This is a genomic window from Bradyrhizobium sp. SZCCHNR1053, from assembly GCF_032381235.1.
Taxonomy (GTDB): domain Bacteria; phylum Pseudomonadota; class Alphaproteobacteria; order Rhizobiales; family Xanthobacteraceae; genus Bradyrhizobium.
Genome location: NZ_JAUHJM010000002.1, coordinates 233,799 through 249,918, shown reverse-complemented (window position 1 = coordinate 249,918; position 16,120 = coordinate 233,799). Strand labels below are relative to the sequence as shown.

Here is a 16,120-nt window from a genome sequence, read left to right as displayed (position 1 = left end):
ACAAAAGTTCCACGCGTTTGGGGAACTTTTCGTCGGTTCGGGCGTAATCAGCCCATGATGGAACCCGGGCGGGAAGCCCAGATGACCGAATGGAGTGGGGATGAGCCGATCACAGCTTGTTGCTGAACATTTGCCGCTGTTGCGCCGGTATGCGAGGGCCCTCACCGGTAGCCAGGGTTCCGGAGACGCCTATGTCGGAGCGATGCTCGAGGCCCTGATTCAGGATCCGGCTCTGCTGGACGAGCGCTATGGACCGCGGGCTGCGCTGTTCCGGCTGTTCACGCAGATCTGGAACTCGGTGGCCCTCAACGACGACGCCGAAGTGGCGACCCTGCCGATGCCGCCGGAGCGGCGGCTCTCCAACATCACGCCCTTGCCACGCCAGGCCTTCCTGCTGCTCTCGCTCGAGGGTTTTCCCGAGGAGGAAGTGGCCTTCATCCTCGATATCGACGTTGCCGAAACCCGCCGGCTGGCGGATGCCGCCGGACGGGAGCTCGCTGCCGAAATCGCTACCGATGTGCTGATCATCGAGGACGAGACTTTCATCGCGATGGACCTCGAGAGCCTGGTCAAGAATCTCGGCCACAACGTCATCGGCGTGGCGCGAACCCATGCCGACGCGGTGGCTCTCGCCAAGAACAAGAAGCCCGGTCTGATCCTGGCTGATATTCAGCTCGCCGATGGTTCGTCCGGCCTGGATGCCGTGAACGAGCTGCTGCGCACCTTCGAGGTTCCGGTGGTCTTCATCACCGCCTATCCGGAGCGCTTCCTCACCGGTGAGCGGCCCGAGCCGGCGTTCCTGATCTCCAAGCCGTTCCAGCCGGCCATGGTGTCGGCAGTCGCCAGCCAGGCTCTTTTCTTCCAGCGCAACTCGCGCAACCGGATGCCGAAGCCGGCGGCCTGATCAGGTCACGGTGTACGATGTCGTCCCGGCGCGTTCGTCATGGAGCGCGCCGGCTTCGTTTGTAGCCCCAACAACAAAGGGCGAGATCAGCAGCCGCGGCAGACGCCGTCGAGCCGTGCCTTTAGCACCGCGTCGTTCGGCTTGGTCTCTCGGAACTTCAACCTGTTCTCGTCGAGCTGGAAGATTTCAGACGTCCGCCGCGGCGCGAAGACGATTGGCACGAGAAAGGTCAGATCACCATCCGCCAGCTCCGGCGGCGGTGGAGCAAATGGCTGGGCTCGCTCGACCATGGCGACCGCTTCCCGGTCGAGCGCCGGATCGCCAGTCGTTTCCGCCAGCACGGCCGAGATGAGATGACCCTCGCGGTCGATGTGAAACAGGACCTTGGCTGTTCCGCCCTCGCCCGAGGCCTGCAACGGGTAGCGGCGCTGAATCTTCAATTGCGCGACCAGACTCTTGATCCAATTGTCCCTGGCGCTTTCGGCAGCTCCAATCGCAGGAAAGAGGCCTACGAGAGCCAGAGCCAATCCAATCCCCCGCCATACGCCGACGCTATCCAACGTGCTCAGCATTTCGTCCCCACGCGCGGACCATGAAGTCAGCCGCGCCGCTCCAACATATACCTCAGACGAAATGGGGATAAAGCGCCGCGACGGGTGGGCGGAGATCTGACCGGTAGTGCTGGATCAGAAAAGAATGCGGGGCACCGCCGGCATCACCACGGCAGTGCCCCGCGTCGCCGGTCAATGGGGCAGGGGGAATAACCGGCTGCCGAGATGACGCGTGACCCGAAAAGTCGTTCCGTGTGAGACCGAATTTTTTGACGCCATAAAGCTGAAGAATGTCGCCGCAGTTTACACACGGTTAAGTGATTTGCCCAACCGAGAACCCGGTTCCTGCGACTTACGTTGGTATGCCGATCGCCTTGCGGCGAGGGGAGCAGAGACATGTCGCAGACCAAGAAAGTTGTCGTTTTGGGTTCGCTTGCGGCTTCCGCCATGCTCGTAGGCGCAATGCAACTGGCTTCCGGCCATGATCTTGGCGCCGGCCTGGCGGTTCAGAACACCACTCGCGAGACGATCGTCGCAACAGCGAATGACGTGAACCGGGCCGCCAAGTCTGACCGCGCCAACCAAAACGGTACTGCGGCGCCGTCACAGACTGTGTCGATCAAGCTGGCTGCTTTCGCGGAGACCTCCTTCCTGGTGCGGCTCCCCGTCAACCCCACGGGTGTAAGCGCGGGCTCTCCGCCGTCGCCGCAGGGATCGCAGCTCATCACCACCGGCAACGAGAGGGCCGCCAAGCACCCGGTGGCCTGCGAGCCGTCGGTGTCGGTGCTGACGGAGATCGCCAAGCGCCTGCAACCGGGACGGTGTGTGACTTAGCTACAGCAGCGCCGCACCCGGTCCGAGGCGTAAGCAGTCGATCAATGCCGGGCAATGACGGTCAGGGCAGCCCTCACTCCGCAGGCGCTTGTTCTTCCGCCGCTTGGCGGCTGACCATGAATCCGAGCGCCAAACCGCCGACAGCCAGAATGGGAATCAGCCGTTTGATGCCGATCATGCGGACGATCTGCAGGCCGCTCGCCAGCAACATCGGGTCTGCAAAAGCGGACTGGACTGCCGACCGCGCCGTTTCCGCGGTCCGCGCGGCACGGATCGCGATCGCGCGCTTGCGCGCCATGTAGCTGATTGCGGCGATCAACGTCACCACGAAGAAGATGGCGGCACCGGTGAGGCACGCGGCCACGAGCCCGTATCGATTCAGCACGGCGACGAAAGCTGCGGCGCACAGAAAGCTCGTGGTGACGAACAGTCCGACCGCTGCAGCGATCGCGAGCGACGTGAGCCGAACGGCATGCCCGGTCGATTCCTGGAAGTCCGCAATCAGGCGCTGCAGCATGTCATTACCCTCGGCGTCTCATTCATCTGCGCAACAAACTCAAATCGGCGCCGAAGACGCGGCGCCGAAACAAGACAAGCCTCTGGATTTCAGGGGCCGCCGCTTAGCGCCTCCAAGCGGCGCCGATGAGGAATCCAAGTCCGAGCGCAAGACCCACGGTGGCAAGTGGGCGATGGGAGATCACGTCCTCGAGGCGCTCCTCGAGTGAGTTTGCGGCATCCTGGGCTGCACCAAACATTGCGGTGCCCCGCTCGGACATGTCGTCGAACGTCTGGTCCACGTTGTCGCGTGCCTGGCGATAGCCGCTGCGGGCCTGCTTGCTGGCCTGCCCCGCGAAAGCATTGAGCGCATCGGTGATCTGTTCGGTGAGGGCTGCGATATCGTTTTTCACGGCGTGGACATCCTTCTGCAGGCGTTCGTAGTTCGCTTTGTCGACGAGATCCTTCAGGGCGGTCTCACCGTCAGTCGGTGGCATGGCAAGCTCCCGGAGCAAGGTGATTGCGTCTGCTCGACAAACGCGGGGTCTCGGCCGAAGTTCCGACGGTGGAAACCGAATTAGTCTGCCGGCAGTTGCGGCGAATCGTCCGGCAGCAGGTGCTCCTTCACGATGAGGGCGACGATCAGGAGCGGCGAGGCGAGGAAGGCTCCCATCGGGCCCCACAGCCAGGTCCAGAATGCCAGCGCGATGAACACCGCGAGTGCGTTGAGCGCAAGGCGCCTGCCGATGATGGTCGGCGTGACGAAGTGGCCTTCCATGAAGGTGATCACGGCGAAGATGGCGGGCGCGACCATGCCGGCGCTCAAGGTCGGGAATGCGATTGCGCCGACCAGGACGAGCACCGCGAACATGGCGATGGGCCCGATGATGGGGATGAAGTTCAGCGTCGCCGCAAGCGCCCCGAGGCCGGCGGGATTGGGCATGCCGGCGATGGCGCAGGCGAGACCGGCCGCAATGCCGACACCGGTGTTGATGAGCGTCACCGTCAGGAGGTAGTTGCCGAGGTGCAGCTCGAGCTCGTTGAGGATGCGGAGCGTCCGCAGCCGGACCTCGTGATCACCAAAGGTCATGATCAGCGCCCGCCGTAGATCGCGCCAGCTTGCGATGAACAGCACGAGCGTGGCGAAGAACAGTAGGAATTCGGTGAAGGTCGGCGACAGGAATTCGATCGTCGGCTGAACCCAATCGAATTTGGGCAGCTCCAGGCTGGCCGAGGCCGGTGCGCTTCCGCCGCCGATGGCCGCCTGCATTTCGTGCCACAGCGCCAGCGGCCGATCGAAGACGTGCAGCTTCGACTTGAGCGTGGCGGCAAGCTCGGGAAGGCGATTGGTCCAGTCCAGCACCGGCGCCGAGATCAGGCCGATGATGAAGGCGAGCCCTGCCGCAACCGCGAGCACGATCAGCACGGCGCCCACACCGCGCGGCACGTGGAAGCGTTCGAGAAAGTTGGCGGCCGGCGACAGCATGGTGCCGACCACGAAGGCCATCACGATCGGGAGAAAAAATCCACGGGCGACATAGAGGACACCCGTCACGCAGACGGCCGTGAGGATGATGAGAGCGATGGCGACGACGTCAACCCGTCTGATCACGGGAGGTAATTCTTGGCGACTTTCATTCAGGGCTGAATCGTCGTTCCCGCTGGCGAGCAGCCGCTCGGTGGGAAGTACACGCACCATGAATCTCCCGATCGAGTCGTTCGCGCACAGCTCGCGTGACTTGTCATCTAACAGCCGGGGGGGCATCCGGTTCCGTCGCGCAAACGTGAGAGCTCACACGCTTGACTGACGCAGGGCGACCACACCGAAGCCGGAACTACGACGAGACGTTCGGCGTTTGGAAGGTAATCACGCATCGCACCGCGATGCTCGCATGACAGGGGCATTCCATGACACAGCTCGCTTCCGGCCATCGCCGCAATTCGCGGCGGACGGCTTCGCTGATCGCCGGCGTCGCGGTCCTCTTGCTCGCAGGTGCAACTGCATCTCACGCCCAGATTCTCGGATATGCGTCGGTCGAGCAGCAGGCATTTCCGCCGGACGAGGCGACGGCATCTGCGGTGCAGGATGAGGACAGCCGGCTGCCGGACCGTCTGCGCCGCACGATCGTCAACCTCGATACGCGGGAAGCGCCGGGGACGATCATCATCGATACGAGCAACACCTATCTGTACTACGTGCTCGGCGGCAGCCGTGCGTTGCGCTACGGCGTCGGCGTCGGGCGCGAAGGCTTCACCTGGGCCGGCGTGCAGACCGTGACACGCAAGGCGGAGTGGCCGGACTGGCATCCGCCGGCGCAGATGATCGCGCGGCAGCCCTATCTGCCGCGTTTCATGGCCGGCGGCCCGGGCAATCCGCTCGGCGCGCGGGCCATGTATCTCGGCTCCAGCGAGTATCGCATCCACGGCACCAACGATCCCACGACAATCGGCAAATTCGTGTCGTCGGGCTGCATCCGCCTGACCAATGAGGACGTCTCCGACCTGTTCAGCCGGGTGCAGGTGGGGACGAAGGTCGTCGTGCTGCCGAAAGCCGCCTCGCTGCAGGCGCGCACCAATGCCGGCCGTGCGCCGCGCGTGACGTCGCTGCCGTCGGGGCGGCAGGCGATGTCGCTGCCGGTTGCGGCCGTCAATTAAGCGGGGAGTTGTGTCATGAACGGCCGACGTGCCCTCGCTGCCACCGCAGTGGCAACCATGGCAACCGCAGGCGCGTTGGCAGCGCCGACCACGGCGGGAGCGCAGGATTTTATCTCCGCGCTGTTCGGCGGCTTCAATGCGCCGCAGCGCCAAGCGCCCCGGATGCCGTTCGCCGACGAGGCGCCGCCGGTGCAGCGTCCAGCGCCGCGCAGCCAGCCGGTCTATTCCGGTGGCGGCAGCACCGCGTGGTGCGTGCGCACCTGTGATGGCCGCTATTTCCCGCTCGGCGCCACCGGTGACCAGAGCAAGGAGGCCGCCTGCAACAGCTTCTGCCCGGCGGCCAAGACCGAGATCGTCTATGGCAGCTCGATCGACGGCGCCGAGACGGATGGCGGCAAGCCGTATTCGGCGCTGCCCAACGCATTCAAGTATCGCACCGAAATCGTCGACGGCTGCACCTGCAACGGCAAGGACCATTTCGGCCTCGCCAAGGTGTCGATCGCCAACGATCCGACCTTGCGCAAGGGTGACGTCGTTGCCAGCGACGACGGCCTCAAGGTCGCCAACCGGACCAGCAGCGGCAAGCGCGCCGAGCTGAACTTCTCGCTGGCGCCCGCGGCGCTGCGCGCGAAGTATGAGCGCGCGCCGGTGATGGCGTCCGACTGATCCTGCGAGACCGTCAGGCCGCGCGGATCTTGCCGAGGAAGTCCGTGACCTGATGACCAAGATTTCTGCTCTGGCTCTCCAGCGTCTCCGAGGCATTGCGCACGTTGTCGGCGGCGGCCGCAGCTGCGTCTGCGTCCGACTTCACGCCGGTGATGTTGTCGGAGACGTTCTTGGTGCCATCTGCAGCGAACTGGGTGCTGCGCGAGATCTCCTGTGTCGCCGCGCCTTGCTCCTGCACGGCAGCGGCGATCGCGGTCGCCACCTCGTTGACCTCGCCGATGATGCCGCCGATCCGCTTGATGGCGTCGATCGCGTCATTGGCGACGCGCTGAATGTCGGCGATCTGCTCGGAAATCTCGTCGGTCGCCTTCGCGGTCTGGCTCGCGAGCGTCTTCACCTCGGAGGCGACGACGGCGAAGCCCTTGCCGGCCTCGCCGGCGCGCGCCGCCTCGATGGTCGCGTTCAGCGCCAGCAGATTGGTCTGCGAGGCGATGCTGTTGATGAGCCCGACAACCTCGCCGATCCGGTTCGCCGATTGCGCCAGCCCCTGCACCGTGCCGTCGGTCATGCGGGCCTGTTCGACCGCGCGGCTGGCGATGCCGGCGGCATGGGAAGCCTGCTTGGAGATGTCCGCGATCGACGCATTCAGCTCCTCCGCCGCGGAGGCGACCGTCTGCACGCTCATCGAGGCGTCGTTCGAAGCCCTCGCGGCGACCTCGGCGCGGGTGTTGGTTTGCCGCGACACGTTGGTGAGGCCGGCCGACGTCGCCTGCATGTCGGTGGAGGCCTGGCCGAGCTGCTCCAGCGACCCGCGCACCAGACTTTCGAACTCCGCGACGTAGGACTCGATCGCGCGCTGGCGCGCAACTGTCGCGGCGTTGCGCTCACGCTCCTGGGCCTCGATCGCGAGCTTGTCCTTGGCCTGCTGCTTGAACGTCTCGAGCGCGTTCGCAAGCGCACCGATCTCGTCGTGCCGCTGGGTGTAGCCGGTGTCGACGCCGAGATCGCCGCCTGCAACCGCGAGCATGGCATCGCGCATCCGGTGCAGCGGCCGGATCACCCGGCCGCTCACGGCGGCGATCGCTGCGCCGCCCAGTGCGACGGCCAGGAGCAGCAGCGTCAGCTGGAGCATCAGCGACTCCGTCGCAGCGCTCTGCTGCACGCTGGAATGGTGCTTGGCTGCGTCGAGCGCCGCCTCGGCCAGGGCGACCGCGCTCGTCATCTTGTTCACGGAGAACGGACTCCACTGATATGGCGTCAGCTCGGGCTTCTCGCCCTTTTGCACCGCTGCCAGCAGACGTTCGCGCAGGCCGGCATACTCCGGCGTGAAATAGGCCTGCTCCGTGCCGGACATCGCTGCGGAGAGCGCCGGCGGCAAGCTCATGCCGGAGGTGGCGAGCTGGACCGCCTTCCATGCGGCATCGACGCCGCCGACCTGCTTGGTGTAGGCCAGCACCGCTTCGGGCGACACCTTGCCGGCCGTCAGCGCATTGCTGACGACGAGCGATGCTTCACCAGCCGTGTTGCGCATCAGCCAGGCCATCTGCTTGATCATCAATAGCTGATCGACGGTCGCACTCTGATGATTGACGCTGGCGGCGATATTGACCGTGATCTTGTCGAGCAGGACCAGTAGCGCGTCGAACGTCTCGCCATACTCCTTGGGCAGGCCGGCGCGGCGGGCCGCCTTCGGCTTGACGATCTCGGTCCAGAACTCGCTGTGCTCCGCGGTCAGCGTCTGGTTGAGCCGGTCGAGGTCGGCAACCAGGCTCTGGTTCTGTTGGAAGTCGATGCCTTGCAGCAGATCGAGACTGCGGTCCAGCGCAGGGACGTAGATGCCACGGGCGGAGCGCAGGAATTTCTCGGTGTCGCCGTCCATGGCCTGATCGGCATTCAGGACGCGGATCGTGGTCGAACGATCGCTGCGCATGCTGTTCATGGCCTTGAACAAGACGCCCGAGACTTCGGCAACGCGTGCGATCCGCTGGGCAGATTGCAGCCTGCTCCAGGAATTCCAGGCGTTCAGCGAGAAGAGGGCGATGACGGCGAGGGCGGCGGTGGCGATGACCGTCTTCAGCAATGAAGAAATGGTCAGGCGATTCAACATTTTGATCTCCGGTTCCCGGCATTCGACCGCAAACCGGTAAAGAACTGAATGCGAGGTGGGTCCGTGGAACTACGGAGAAAACGGAGTGGCCAAAGTTCCGGCCCGGGAACTTCAAGTCGCGGAGCGGGTTAGATTGACAGCGCCAGCGCATCCTTCATCTCCCAGGGGACTCCCATGCTCATCAGTGCTCTCGTCACCTTCCTCGTCGTCATCCTCATTCTGTATTTGATCAATCTGTTGCCGATCGACGGCCGCGCCAAGCAGATCTGCCGCGTCGTCGTGATCGTGCTCGGCGTGATCTCGCTGCTTCGCTACATCGCGGTCATATGATCTGAGGATCATGTTACCTCTCGCCTGATCAAAAAAAGCCCCGGCGGATCGCCGGGGCTTTTGACGTCAGGCCTAAGCCTTCTCGTTCTGCTTGGCCTCGCGCCGCCGCGCGGTGAGGATGTACTCGGTGTAGCCGTTCGGCTGGGTGCGGCCCTCGAACACGAGGTCGCAGGCTGCCTTGAAGGCGACGCCGTCGAACGACGGCGCCATCGGCTGATACAGCGCGTCGCCGGCGTTCTGCTTGTCGACCACGACGGCCATGCGCTTCAGCGAATCCATCACCTGCTCCTTGGTGACGACCCCATGGTGAAGCCAGTTGGCGAGATGCTGGCTGGAGATCCGCAAGGTGGCGCGGTCCTCCATCAGGCCGACGTCGTGGATATCAGGCACCTTGGAGCAGCCGACGCCCTGGTCGATCCAGCGCACGACATAGCCGAGAATGCCCTGGCAGTTGTTGTCGATCTCCTGGCGCACGTCGTCGGGCGCCCAGTTCGACTGCGACACCGGGATGGTCAGGATGTCGCCGAGCTTGGCGCGCGGGCCCGCCTTCGCCAGCTCCTCCTGACGGGCGTGCACATTGACCTGATGATAGTGCAGGGCATGCAGCGTCGCCGCCGTCGGCGACGGCACCCAGGCGGTGGTGGCACCCGCCTGCGGGTGGCCGATCTTCTGTGCCAGCATGTCGGCCATCTTGTCCGGCGCCGCCCACATCCCCTTGCCGATCTGGGCATGGCCGGGCAGGCCGTCGATCAGGCCCATATCGACGTTCCAGTCCTCATAGGCCTTGATCCAGGGCTGTGCCTTCATCTCGTTCTTGCGGATCATCGGACCCGCTTCCATCGAGGTGTGGATCTCGTCGCCGGTGCGGTCGAGGAAGCCGGTGTTGATGAAGACGATGCGCTTCGATGCCTGCTGGATGCAGGCCTTGAGGTTGACCGTGGTGCGGCGCTCCTCGTCCATGATGCCGACCTTCATGCTGTTCTCGGGCAGGCCGAGCAGCTTCTCGACGCGCGAAAACAGCTCGACCGTGAGCGCCACCTCGTCCGGGCCGTGCATCTTGGGCTTGACGATGTAGATCGAGCCGGTGCGGCTGTTCTTAACCTTGGAGTTGCTCTTGAGGTCGTGGATCGCCAGGAGGCCGGTGACGGCGGCATCGAGAATGCCCTCCGGCACCTCCTCACCCTTGGCGTCGAGCACGGCGTCGGTGAACATGTGGTGCCCGCAATTGCGGATCAGCAGCAGGCTGCGGCCGTGCAAGGTGAGCGTCCCGCCGGACGGCGTGGTGTAGCTGCGGTCGCTGTTCAGCGCGCGGGTGAGCGTCTTGCCGCCCTTCTCGAAATCGGCCGACAGCGTGCCGTTCATCAGGCCGAGCGTGTTGCGGTAGACCAGCACCTTGTCCTCGGCGTCGACGGCGGCGACCGAGTCCTCCATGTCGAGGATGGTCGAGACTGCGGCCTCCAGGATCATGTCGGAGACGCCGGCCGGATCGTCCTTGCCGATGATGTGGCTGCGGTCGATCACGACCTCGACGTGGAGGCCGTTGTTGGCGAGCAGGACCACGGAGGGGGCGTCGGCCGAGCCCTGGTAGCCGGCGAACTGGTCGGCGTTCTTGAGCGCGGTGGCGTTGCCGCTCTTCAGCTTGGCGGAGAGCTGGCCGGCGATCACGCTGTAGGCGGTCACGTCGGTGTGGCTGCCGGTGGCGAGCGGTACGGCGGCGTCGAGGAACGCCTTGGCCTTGGCGATCACCTTGTCGCCGCGGGCCTTGTTGTAGCCCTTGCCGGACTCGCTCGGATCGTGCGGGATGGCGTCGGTGCCGTAGAACGCGTCATACAGCGAGCCCCAGCGCGCATTCGCCGCGTTGAGCGCGTAGCGGGCATTGGTCAGCGGCACCACCAGCTGCGGGCCGCAGATCTTGCCGATCTCCTCGTCCACATTGGCGGTCTCGACCTTGTGGGTCGCGGGCTCCGGCAGCAGGTAGCCGATCTCCTTCAGGAACGCGGTGTAGGCGCCGAGGTCGAAGGCCTTGCCCTTGTTGGCGAGGTGCCAAGCGTCGATCTTGTCCTGCAGGGCATTGCGGAGGGCGAGCAACTCGCGGTTCTTCGGGGCGAGATCGCGCAGGATCGCGCTGAGGCCGGCCCAGAATGCGTCCGGATCGATCCCGGTCTTCGGCGTGGCCTCCTTGGCGATGAAGTCGAACAAGACGGGGGCGATCTTCAGTCCATGGGCGTCGATACGAGTCATGATGAGACGTTTCTCTCGAATAAGGGCGACGTTGCGCGTGTCTTGGCGTGCTGAAATGGCCGCCTCGAAGGCGGCGTGTGCAGTGCATTTAGCGCCAAAGCGGGGGCCACGAAAGGGGGGAGGGGTATCGCAGTTGGTCGGGGGGCAGCGGACAGGCGGGCTGGTTCCGGGCGGAGTGATGCCAAGTAATTTCGCAGGACCGCCTCAGAGTTCGGCCGCGAGCCCACAACCGTGCGGAGCTCTCGGATCGGGCACGCTGCCACCCTCCCCTGGAGGGGGAGGGTCGACTCGCAACGAGCGAAGCGAGATGCGAGGCGGGGTGGGGTGATCTCTCCACGAGCGCCGGTGCGCGTGGCATCACCCCACCCCGCCGCGCATCGCTGCCGCGACGCGCGCCGACCCTCCCCCTCCAGGGGAGGGTGACAACGCAAAGCGTGCCGCAAATGGCGTTCCGACGTACACCAAACGGCTGCGGACAACTCAACGAAGGTGATCGCTCGTGGAGGTGATGGCTCATGCGACTTCGTCCTCGCGGCGCGTGATCGCGTCCGAGCTTTGCTGACGTGCCGCCCCTCGATGACGAGAGGCGCAGGGAAGGCCGGGTGCAGGCTGCACCCATGGCCCGCCTGCAGAAAAAAATGCAGGCGGCAGGAACCACAGGTACGAGCCGGACATCCGGCCTTCCCTGCGCGATGGCTCTACGGTTGCTCCGTGGTCTCCCCGGTGCGCCGGGCTTTCTGGTCACCGTTGCCCGCGCAGCGCGTTGGCGCTGTCACGCGCGTGGCATCAGCATCGGGATGCCAGGACCCCACGGCTTGGCCGTGCGCCTCGGGACTGTCCGTCGACATGATTGCTCACGCCGCAGCCCAAAGCGCCCACCGCATCCCGCACCCGACGTCCGTGACGGTCGCGAACTGTCCCTCGTGTGGGACGGGATGCGCAAAGATAAGCATGAATTCGGAAAAAAGGAAAGAGGAATATTTTTGGGCCGAGGACTGGATAGGGCAAATCAGCTTGGCCGGACGAGGGAAACAGGCTTTTCCGTGCGAGAGGTACGCGTTGAAATCTGTAGCACCTGGTGCTATATAAAACCATGGCTGGCCAATTCAAGCGAGTTTTCAAAACCGCATGGTTCTCGAAGGCGGCACGCAAGGCTCGTATCAGGGACATCGAGCTCTGCGAGGCCGTCGAGGCAGTCATCAAGGGTCAGGCTGACGATCTGGGAGGTGGGGTCTTCAAGAAGCGTCTGAACAAGAACATGCACCGGAGCATCATCCTCGCCAAGAGCGGTCGATACTGGATCTACGAATATCTATTCGCCAAGAAGGATAGAGCGAACATCGACGATGATGAGCTGGAAGACTTCCGAACTCTCGCAAAGAGCTATGCCGCATTGAATAGCGCACAACTCGCGCAACTCCTGGCGGACGAAGACTTGGTGGAGATCTGTCATGACGAAAAAAAATAGGTTCAAGAGCGACCTCTCGGAAGCGCTTCATTCGTCCGCCACGATGCTTCACAAAGTCGGCGCGCTCGACAAGGCGACGATGCGGGACTTCGATTCCCGTCATCTAGCCGTCGCCAGTGAAATGAAGCCTGCTCAGATCAAGCGGCTCCGTGAGGCCAACAATGTCAGTCAGCCGGTGTTCGCCCGATATCTCAATACGAGCGAAAGCACCATCGAGAAATGGGAGACTGGAGCCAAGCGGCCGAGCGGCATGGCGCTCAAGCTGCTGACAATCGTCCAGAAGCACGGGTTGAAGATCCTCGCCTGATGCAGTCAGTACCTCGTGGCGGGCGGCTAAACCAGCGTGAACGGGGCGATATATAGGTCTGGCCTTCGGTATCGCTGTTGCTGATACGGAGCTACACGTGTTCCGCACTTTCCGAGCCTGCCTTGCGAGCCTCCGGCGGCGGAAGCGGCTGTTCAGGGAGTACGACGTCGTTCGTCTTCGGAGGTTGGTGCCAACCATACCTCTTCCGATCGGCGCGCAAGGTACCATCGTGATCGATCATCGTTCCAGGCCGCCGGCATATCTGGTCGAGTTCTTTTCTGACGGAGAGCATGCCGGGCTTTATGACGTCGTGCCTGAGGACATCGAGTTGATGATCCCATACGAAGGATGGTTCGTGAAGGGGAGCCCGCGTGAGCTCTCGCGACACGCGGTGCCTGCCCGAAGTGATTGGCGACTGAAATGATCGGCGCGCGTCGTCTCGCCGGCTCTACGGTCTGTGGAGTTTGCAGCGCAATCTTGCTTACTCAAGCGGGCCTCAAATAGAGTATTCTCGCAGCAGACTCGATAAATCGTAGAAATTGACAATGAGCGCCAGAATCTCGAGTGAAATAAAGAGACTTGCGGAGGCTAACGGCGGTCAGGCTCCAGGTGTTCGCGCGTTCGAGAGCGCAACCGGCATTACCGAGGGGACTTGGCGCGGCCTGTATTGGGCTCGTTGGAGTGATGCCCTAGCCGAGGCTGGCTACGCGGCGAACAAGTTTCAAGGTAAGTCTGAGGCCGATCATATTCTGGCGAGCTTCGTGGAAGCGGCCCGATACTATAAGCGGCTGCCGACCATTATGGAAATTCGGATGTTCAGGCGGCAGCGCGAGGACTTCCCGAACGAGAAGACAATCCACTCTTATTTTGGATCAAAAGAGGGATTGATCTCGAACCTCAGGGCATGGTTGGAGGGCAGGCCGGGATACGACGATATCGTCCAGATGCTCGGCCAGAAAGTGGAGGCCGAAACTCCGACCAACTCGAGGGAAGGTCTAGTTTATCTCATAAAATCCGGTACCCACTACAAAATTGGCCGCAGCGATGAATTGGAACGCCGAGTCAAAGAAATTCGTATCGCTCTTCCCGAAGCCGCAACGCTTGTTCACTCGATCCGCACCGATGATCCCGCAGGCATCGAGGCATATTGGCATCGTCGCTTCGTAGACAAGCGAGCGAACGGTGAGTGGTTTAAGCTGACTAACGCGGACGTAGCGGCGTTTAAGAAGCGAAGATACCAGTAGCGCATCATCGTCAGGCACTGGATGTCGCCCCGTTCATCCCGGCTACGCGCCGTTGTGAGGCCACCGCCTAAGCCGTGCCGCCTCGACCGGCATTCCGATCGTCAAGGGCTGCCGTAGGTGGCGCAAGCTGAGAAGCCGTAGGACAAACCCGGTCAACGTGAAGCCCTCCGGTCCAAAATGACGGTCGAACGCGAAGTCGGGCAGGTCGACTTCGAACTGCCGTTGAAATGCAAGCAGGAATTCGCGCGCATCCTCGCCGTCCACGCCGAGGTCGCGGGCGACGTCGGTCTCGTCGAAGAGCGGCCTGCGCGTCGTCGTCTGCGCCGCGACGAACTGCAGGACGGATTGACGGAGCAGGTCTGTTGTCTGTTGCATCATCTCGTGCCTGACTCTGCATGCTGCCACGCGCCGACTGCCAAAGTCGCTTTTGCCCTCCTACGCAACAATGGATCTATGCCCACGCCATCCCAATCACGATGGCCGGACCGTCGCTTTCCTTGTTGGATCCCTTGGTCACGGGCCTCCGGACGCTTGTGCCGCGCTCGCGCCGATGCCGGCCATCCAAGCGGCGCGCCGCTGTCGCCAGGCTGTTCGCCAGGCGTCCGATCGACGCGGTCGCCTGCTTGATGAGAAACAGGATCGTCGTGAGGCGGCTGAGGATGCCGACCAGGAGCAGGACGGAGAAGACATCGATATAGGCCAGGATATCGCCGACCAGCATCAATTCGGGCGGGATCGGAATGCTGTGATAATACGCCACAACGAGGATGATGACCGGCAGGAAGGCGATGATCCGCCGCAGCGTCAGCCGGTCCAGGAAGGCCGCGAGCTGGACGACAAAGACGTCCCACAACCAGTCACCCAGGAGGGCGGGTCGGTCGATCGTCCATGTCCGCCAAAGCGCCTTCCACATCGAGCGACTCCATATGCGAGATAGGGCAAGCACTCGCAAGATAGCATGCGTTGCGATGCGCGGATCTCTCCGGGATGTCGCATGTCCAACCGGCGGGCGGTGTGAATCGCCGTTGCTGTGGCTACAACGCGCCGAAGGTGACGAGCCGGAGCTTCAACCAATCCGAGGGCGGCACATCGCTGGCTTGTCCGATCGGCCCAGTTGCGATCGACGGCCATATGCTTCCGTCCTGCTCCCCTCATGCCCTTGACGGCGCCAGGCGGAATTCGACCACGTCCTCGGCCGTGGACAGGTCGCGCGCCATCTGGGCGGTCTCGAACCGGCCGGCGGCCTGCAGCACGAGCTCGAAATGGAATTGCCGCTTCGCCTCGCTGTATTCGTAGCACCAGTCCAGCACGTCGAAGCCATAGGCCCGCATGCATTCGCGCAATTCGGCCTCGCTCGGCTGCAGACCATGGCGGTAGACGACCGACAGCGACAGCGTGGTCTGATGCGGCAGCCATTGTTCGACCTTGCCGAGCAGGGTCATCGCGGCGAGGGACAATGCCGTGGCGCAAAGCGCGGTGCCGTAGAAGCCGATGCCGATGATGATGCCGATCGCCGACGTCATCCAGATCGAGGCGGCCGTCGACACGCCGCGGATGGTGAAGCCGTCCTTGATGATGACGCCGGCGCCGAGGAAGCCGATGCCGGTCATCAGGCCCTGGATCACGCGCGTCGGATCGGAGACGGTCGGCGACACCGCCATGCCGCCATACCAGCTGCCGGGAAAGCCGTTGATCGCCGTCAGCAAGGTCGATGCGACGCAAACCAGCGCGTAGGTCCGCATGCCGGCCGCGCGTCCGTGATAGGTGCGCTCGTAGCCCAGCAGCAGGCCGACGGCTGCTGCACCCATCAGGTGCAGCAGCAGAATCCCGTTCGTCTCCAGTTCTGCCCTCGACCAATAGGCCGCCAGATGCTCCATCCTGCGCCTCGACAGCGTTGCTGCGCGTGCCGTGAACTGTGCGGATCAAGTGCTAATTTCTGCTTGCAGATCGTACGGCGGCCCCATGGGCAGGCTTAGGGTCCAAGAGCGAACCGGCGCACTCCTCCGTAGTTCTTCGGGGAGAAGGTGACCACGCTTGGCTGCGGCTGTCGCTCTGCTCGCCGATGTCGCGGGTGACGTCACGAGGCCGAATTTGAGCCAGGCTGCGGGCGGCACCTCGGGTGAGGTGTGTGCGGTCGACGATGTCGATCAAGCCGGGGTCGATGTCCCTCTCGCGCAAGATAGCGCGACCTGCTCACCATGAGACGTGGTCAGGCCGGCACGATGCTGTCGCTCAATCCCGCCCGCGCCGATTCATTGCCCCCGCACAGTCCCACTTCGGACGTAAAAGCTATCGATAACTACTTGCATCTAGCGGGG

At 63.6% G+C, this 16,120-nt stretch carries 18 protein-coding genes; 9 read left to right on the top strand and 9 right to left on the bottom strand.

Annotation, left to right across the window (positions count from 1 at the left end; all coding sequences use genetic code 11):
- Positions 1 to 100 precede the first annotated feature (100 nt).
- Entirely contained in the window at positions 101 to 904 is an 804-nt protein-coding gene (locus QX051_RS06095; protein WP_315713838.1) for a response regulator, read from the top strand.
- An 86-nt stretch (positions 905 to 990) separates the two neighbouring features.
- Here the strand turns inward: QX051_RS06095 and QX051_RS06090 are convergent, their stop codons facing one another.
- Positions 991 to 1,476 (bottom strand): energy transducer TonB, encoded by a 486-nt coding sequence (locus tag QX051_RS06090; protein WP_409998070.1) that lies wholly within the window; start codon positions 1,474 to 1,476, stop codon positions 991 to 993.
- Positions 1,477 to 1,851: 375 nt separating this feature from the next.
- On the opposite strand from QX051_RS06090, the gene QX051_RS06085 reads away from it, so the two are divergent.
- Complete coding sequence (locus tag QX051_RS06085) at positions 1,852 to 2,289, top strand: hypothetical protein (protein WP_315734565.1); 438 nt, start codon at positions 1,852 to 1,854, stop codon at positions 2,287 to 2,289.
- A gap of 73 nt (positions 2,290 to 2,362) precedes the next feature.
- Here the strand turns inward: QX051_RS06085 and QX051_RS06080 are convergent, their stop codons facing one another.
- From QX051_RS06080 to QX051_RS06070, 3 genes are all read right to left on the bottom strand, one after another.
- Positions 2,363 to 2,806: a hypothetical protein gene (locus QX051_RS06080; protein WP_315775467.1), complete on the bottom strand. Its 444-nt coding sequence runs from the start codon at positions 2,804 to 2,806 to the stop codon at positions 2,363 to 2,365.
- 103 nt (positions 2,807 to 2,909) lie between these two features.
- On the bottom strand, positions 2,910 to 3,281 hold the full coding sequence (locus QX051_RS06075; RefSeq protein ID WP_315734561.1) for a YqjD family protein: 372 nt from the start codon (positions 3,279 to 3,281) through the stop codon (positions 2,910 to 2,912).
- 80 nt (positions 3,282 to 3,361) lie between these two features.
- A complete protein-coding gene (locus tag QX051_RS06070; RefSeq protein WP_315775466.1) occupies positions 3,362 to 4,480 on the bottom strand; it encodes an AI-2E family transporter in 1,119 nt (372 codons plus the stop codon).
- 212 nt (positions 4,481 to 4,692) lie between these two features.
- On the opposite strand from QX051_RS06070, the gene QX051_RS06065 reads away from it, so the two are divergent.
- Both QX051_RS06065 and QX051_RS06060 read left to right on the top strand, forming a co-directional pair.
- Complete coding sequence (locus QX051_RS06065; protein ID WP_315775465.1) at positions 4,693 to 5,439, top strand: L,D-transpeptidase; 747 nt, start codon at positions 4,693 to 4,695, stop codon at positions 5,437 to 5,439.
- Positions 5,440 to 5,454: 15 nt separating this feature from the next.
- Positions 5,455 to 6,105, top strand: coding sequence for a DUF2865 domain-containing protein (locus QX051_RS06060; RefSeq protein ID WP_315775464.1), 651 nt, complete (start codon positions 5,455 to 5,457; stop codon positions 6,103 to 6,105).
- A gap of 13 nt (positions 6,106 to 6,118) precedes the next feature.
- On the opposite strand, the gene QX051_RS06055 is transcribed toward QX051_RS06060, so the two are convergent.
- A complete protein-coding gene (locus QX051_RS06055) occupies positions 6,119 to 8,212 on the bottom strand; it encodes a HAMP domain-containing methyl-accepting chemotaxis protein (protein ID WP_315775463.1) in 2,094 nt (697 codons plus the stop codon).
- A gap of 174 nt (positions 8,213 to 8,386) precedes the next feature.
- Here QX051_RS06055 and QX051_RS06050 point away from each other — a divergent pair, with 174 nt between their 5' ends.
- The gene (locus QX051_RS06050) at positions 8,387 to 8,542 is read left to right on the top strand and encodes a Thivi_2564 family membrane protein (RefSeq protein WP_315734551.1); all 156 of its coding nucleotides are present in this window, start codon (positions 8,387 to 8,389) and stop codon (positions 8,540 to 8,542) included.
- A 72-nt stretch (positions 8,543 to 8,614) separates the two neighbouring features.
- Here QX051_RS06050 and QX051_RS06045 read toward each other — a convergent pair whose 3' ends face one another.
- Positions 8,615 to 10,783 (bottom strand): malate synthase G, encoded by a 2,169-nt coding sequence (locus tag QX051_RS06045; protein WP_315775462.1) that lies wholly within the window; start codon positions 10,781 to 10,783, stop codon positions 8,615 to 8,617.
- Positions 10,784 to 11,876: 1,093 nt separating this feature from the next.
- On the opposite strand from QX051_RS06045, the gene QX051_RS06040 reads away from it, so the two are divergent.
- The 4 genes from QX051_RS06040 (at position 11,877) to QX051_RS06030 (ending at position 13,802) form a co-directional block, all read left to right on the top strand.
- Positions 11,877 to 12,251: a type II toxin-antitoxin system RelE/ParE family toxin gene (locus QX051_RS06040; RefSeq protein ID WP_315734547.1), complete on the top strand. Its 375-nt coding sequence runs from the start codon at positions 11,877 to 11,879 to the stop codon at positions 12,249 to 12,251.
- Positions 12,235 to 12,558 (top strand): DNA-binding transcriptional regulator, encoded by a 324-nt coding sequence (locus tag QX051_RS06035; RefSeq protein WP_315734545.1) that lies wholly within the window; start codon positions 12,235 to 12,237, stop codon positions 12,556 to 12,558. The genes QX051_RS06040 and QX051_RS06035 overlap by 17 nt, the downstream gene beginning before the upstream one ends.
- A 97-nt stretch (positions 12,559 to 12,655) precedes the next feature.
- Positions 12,656 to 12,982, top strand: coding sequence for a DUF4926 domain-containing protein (locus QX051_RS29460; RefSeq protein ID WP_409997682.1), 327 nt, complete (start codon positions 12,656 to 12,658; stop codon positions 12,980 to 12,982).
- Positions 12,983 to 13,103: 121 nt separating this feature from the next.
- Complete coding sequence (locus QX051_RS06030; protein WP_315775461.1) at positions 13,104 to 13,802, top strand: GIY-YIG nuclease family protein; 699 nt, start codon at positions 13,104 to 13,106, stop codon at positions 13,800 to 13,802.
- A 42-nt stretch (positions 13,803 to 13,844) separates the two neighbouring features.
- Here QX051_RS06030 and QX051_RS06025 read toward each other — a convergent pair whose 3' ends face one another.
- From QX051_RS06025 to QX051_RS06015, 3 genes are all read right to left on the bottom strand, one after another.
- Positions 13,845 to 14,180 (bottom strand): DUF1493 family protein, encoded by a 336-nt coding sequence (locus QX051_RS06025; RefSeq protein WP_315775460.1) that lies wholly within the window; start codon positions 14,178 to 14,180, stop codon positions 13,845 to 13,847.
- A gap of 73 nt (positions 14,181 to 14,253) precedes the next feature.
- Positions 14,254 to 14,748: a hypothetical protein gene (locus tag QX051_RS06020; protein ID WP_315775844.1), complete on the bottom strand. Its 495-nt coding sequence runs from the start codon at positions 14,746 to 14,748 to the stop codon at positions 14,254 to 14,256.
- Between the two features lie 205 nt (positions 14,749 to 14,953).
- Positions 14,954 to 15,679, bottom strand: a complete 726-nt coding sequence (locus QX051_RS06015; RefSeq protein WP_315734536.1) for an MgtC/SapB family protein — start codon at positions 15,677 to 15,679, stop codon at positions 14,954 to 14,956.
- Positions 15,680 to 16,120 lie beyond the last annotated feature (441 nt).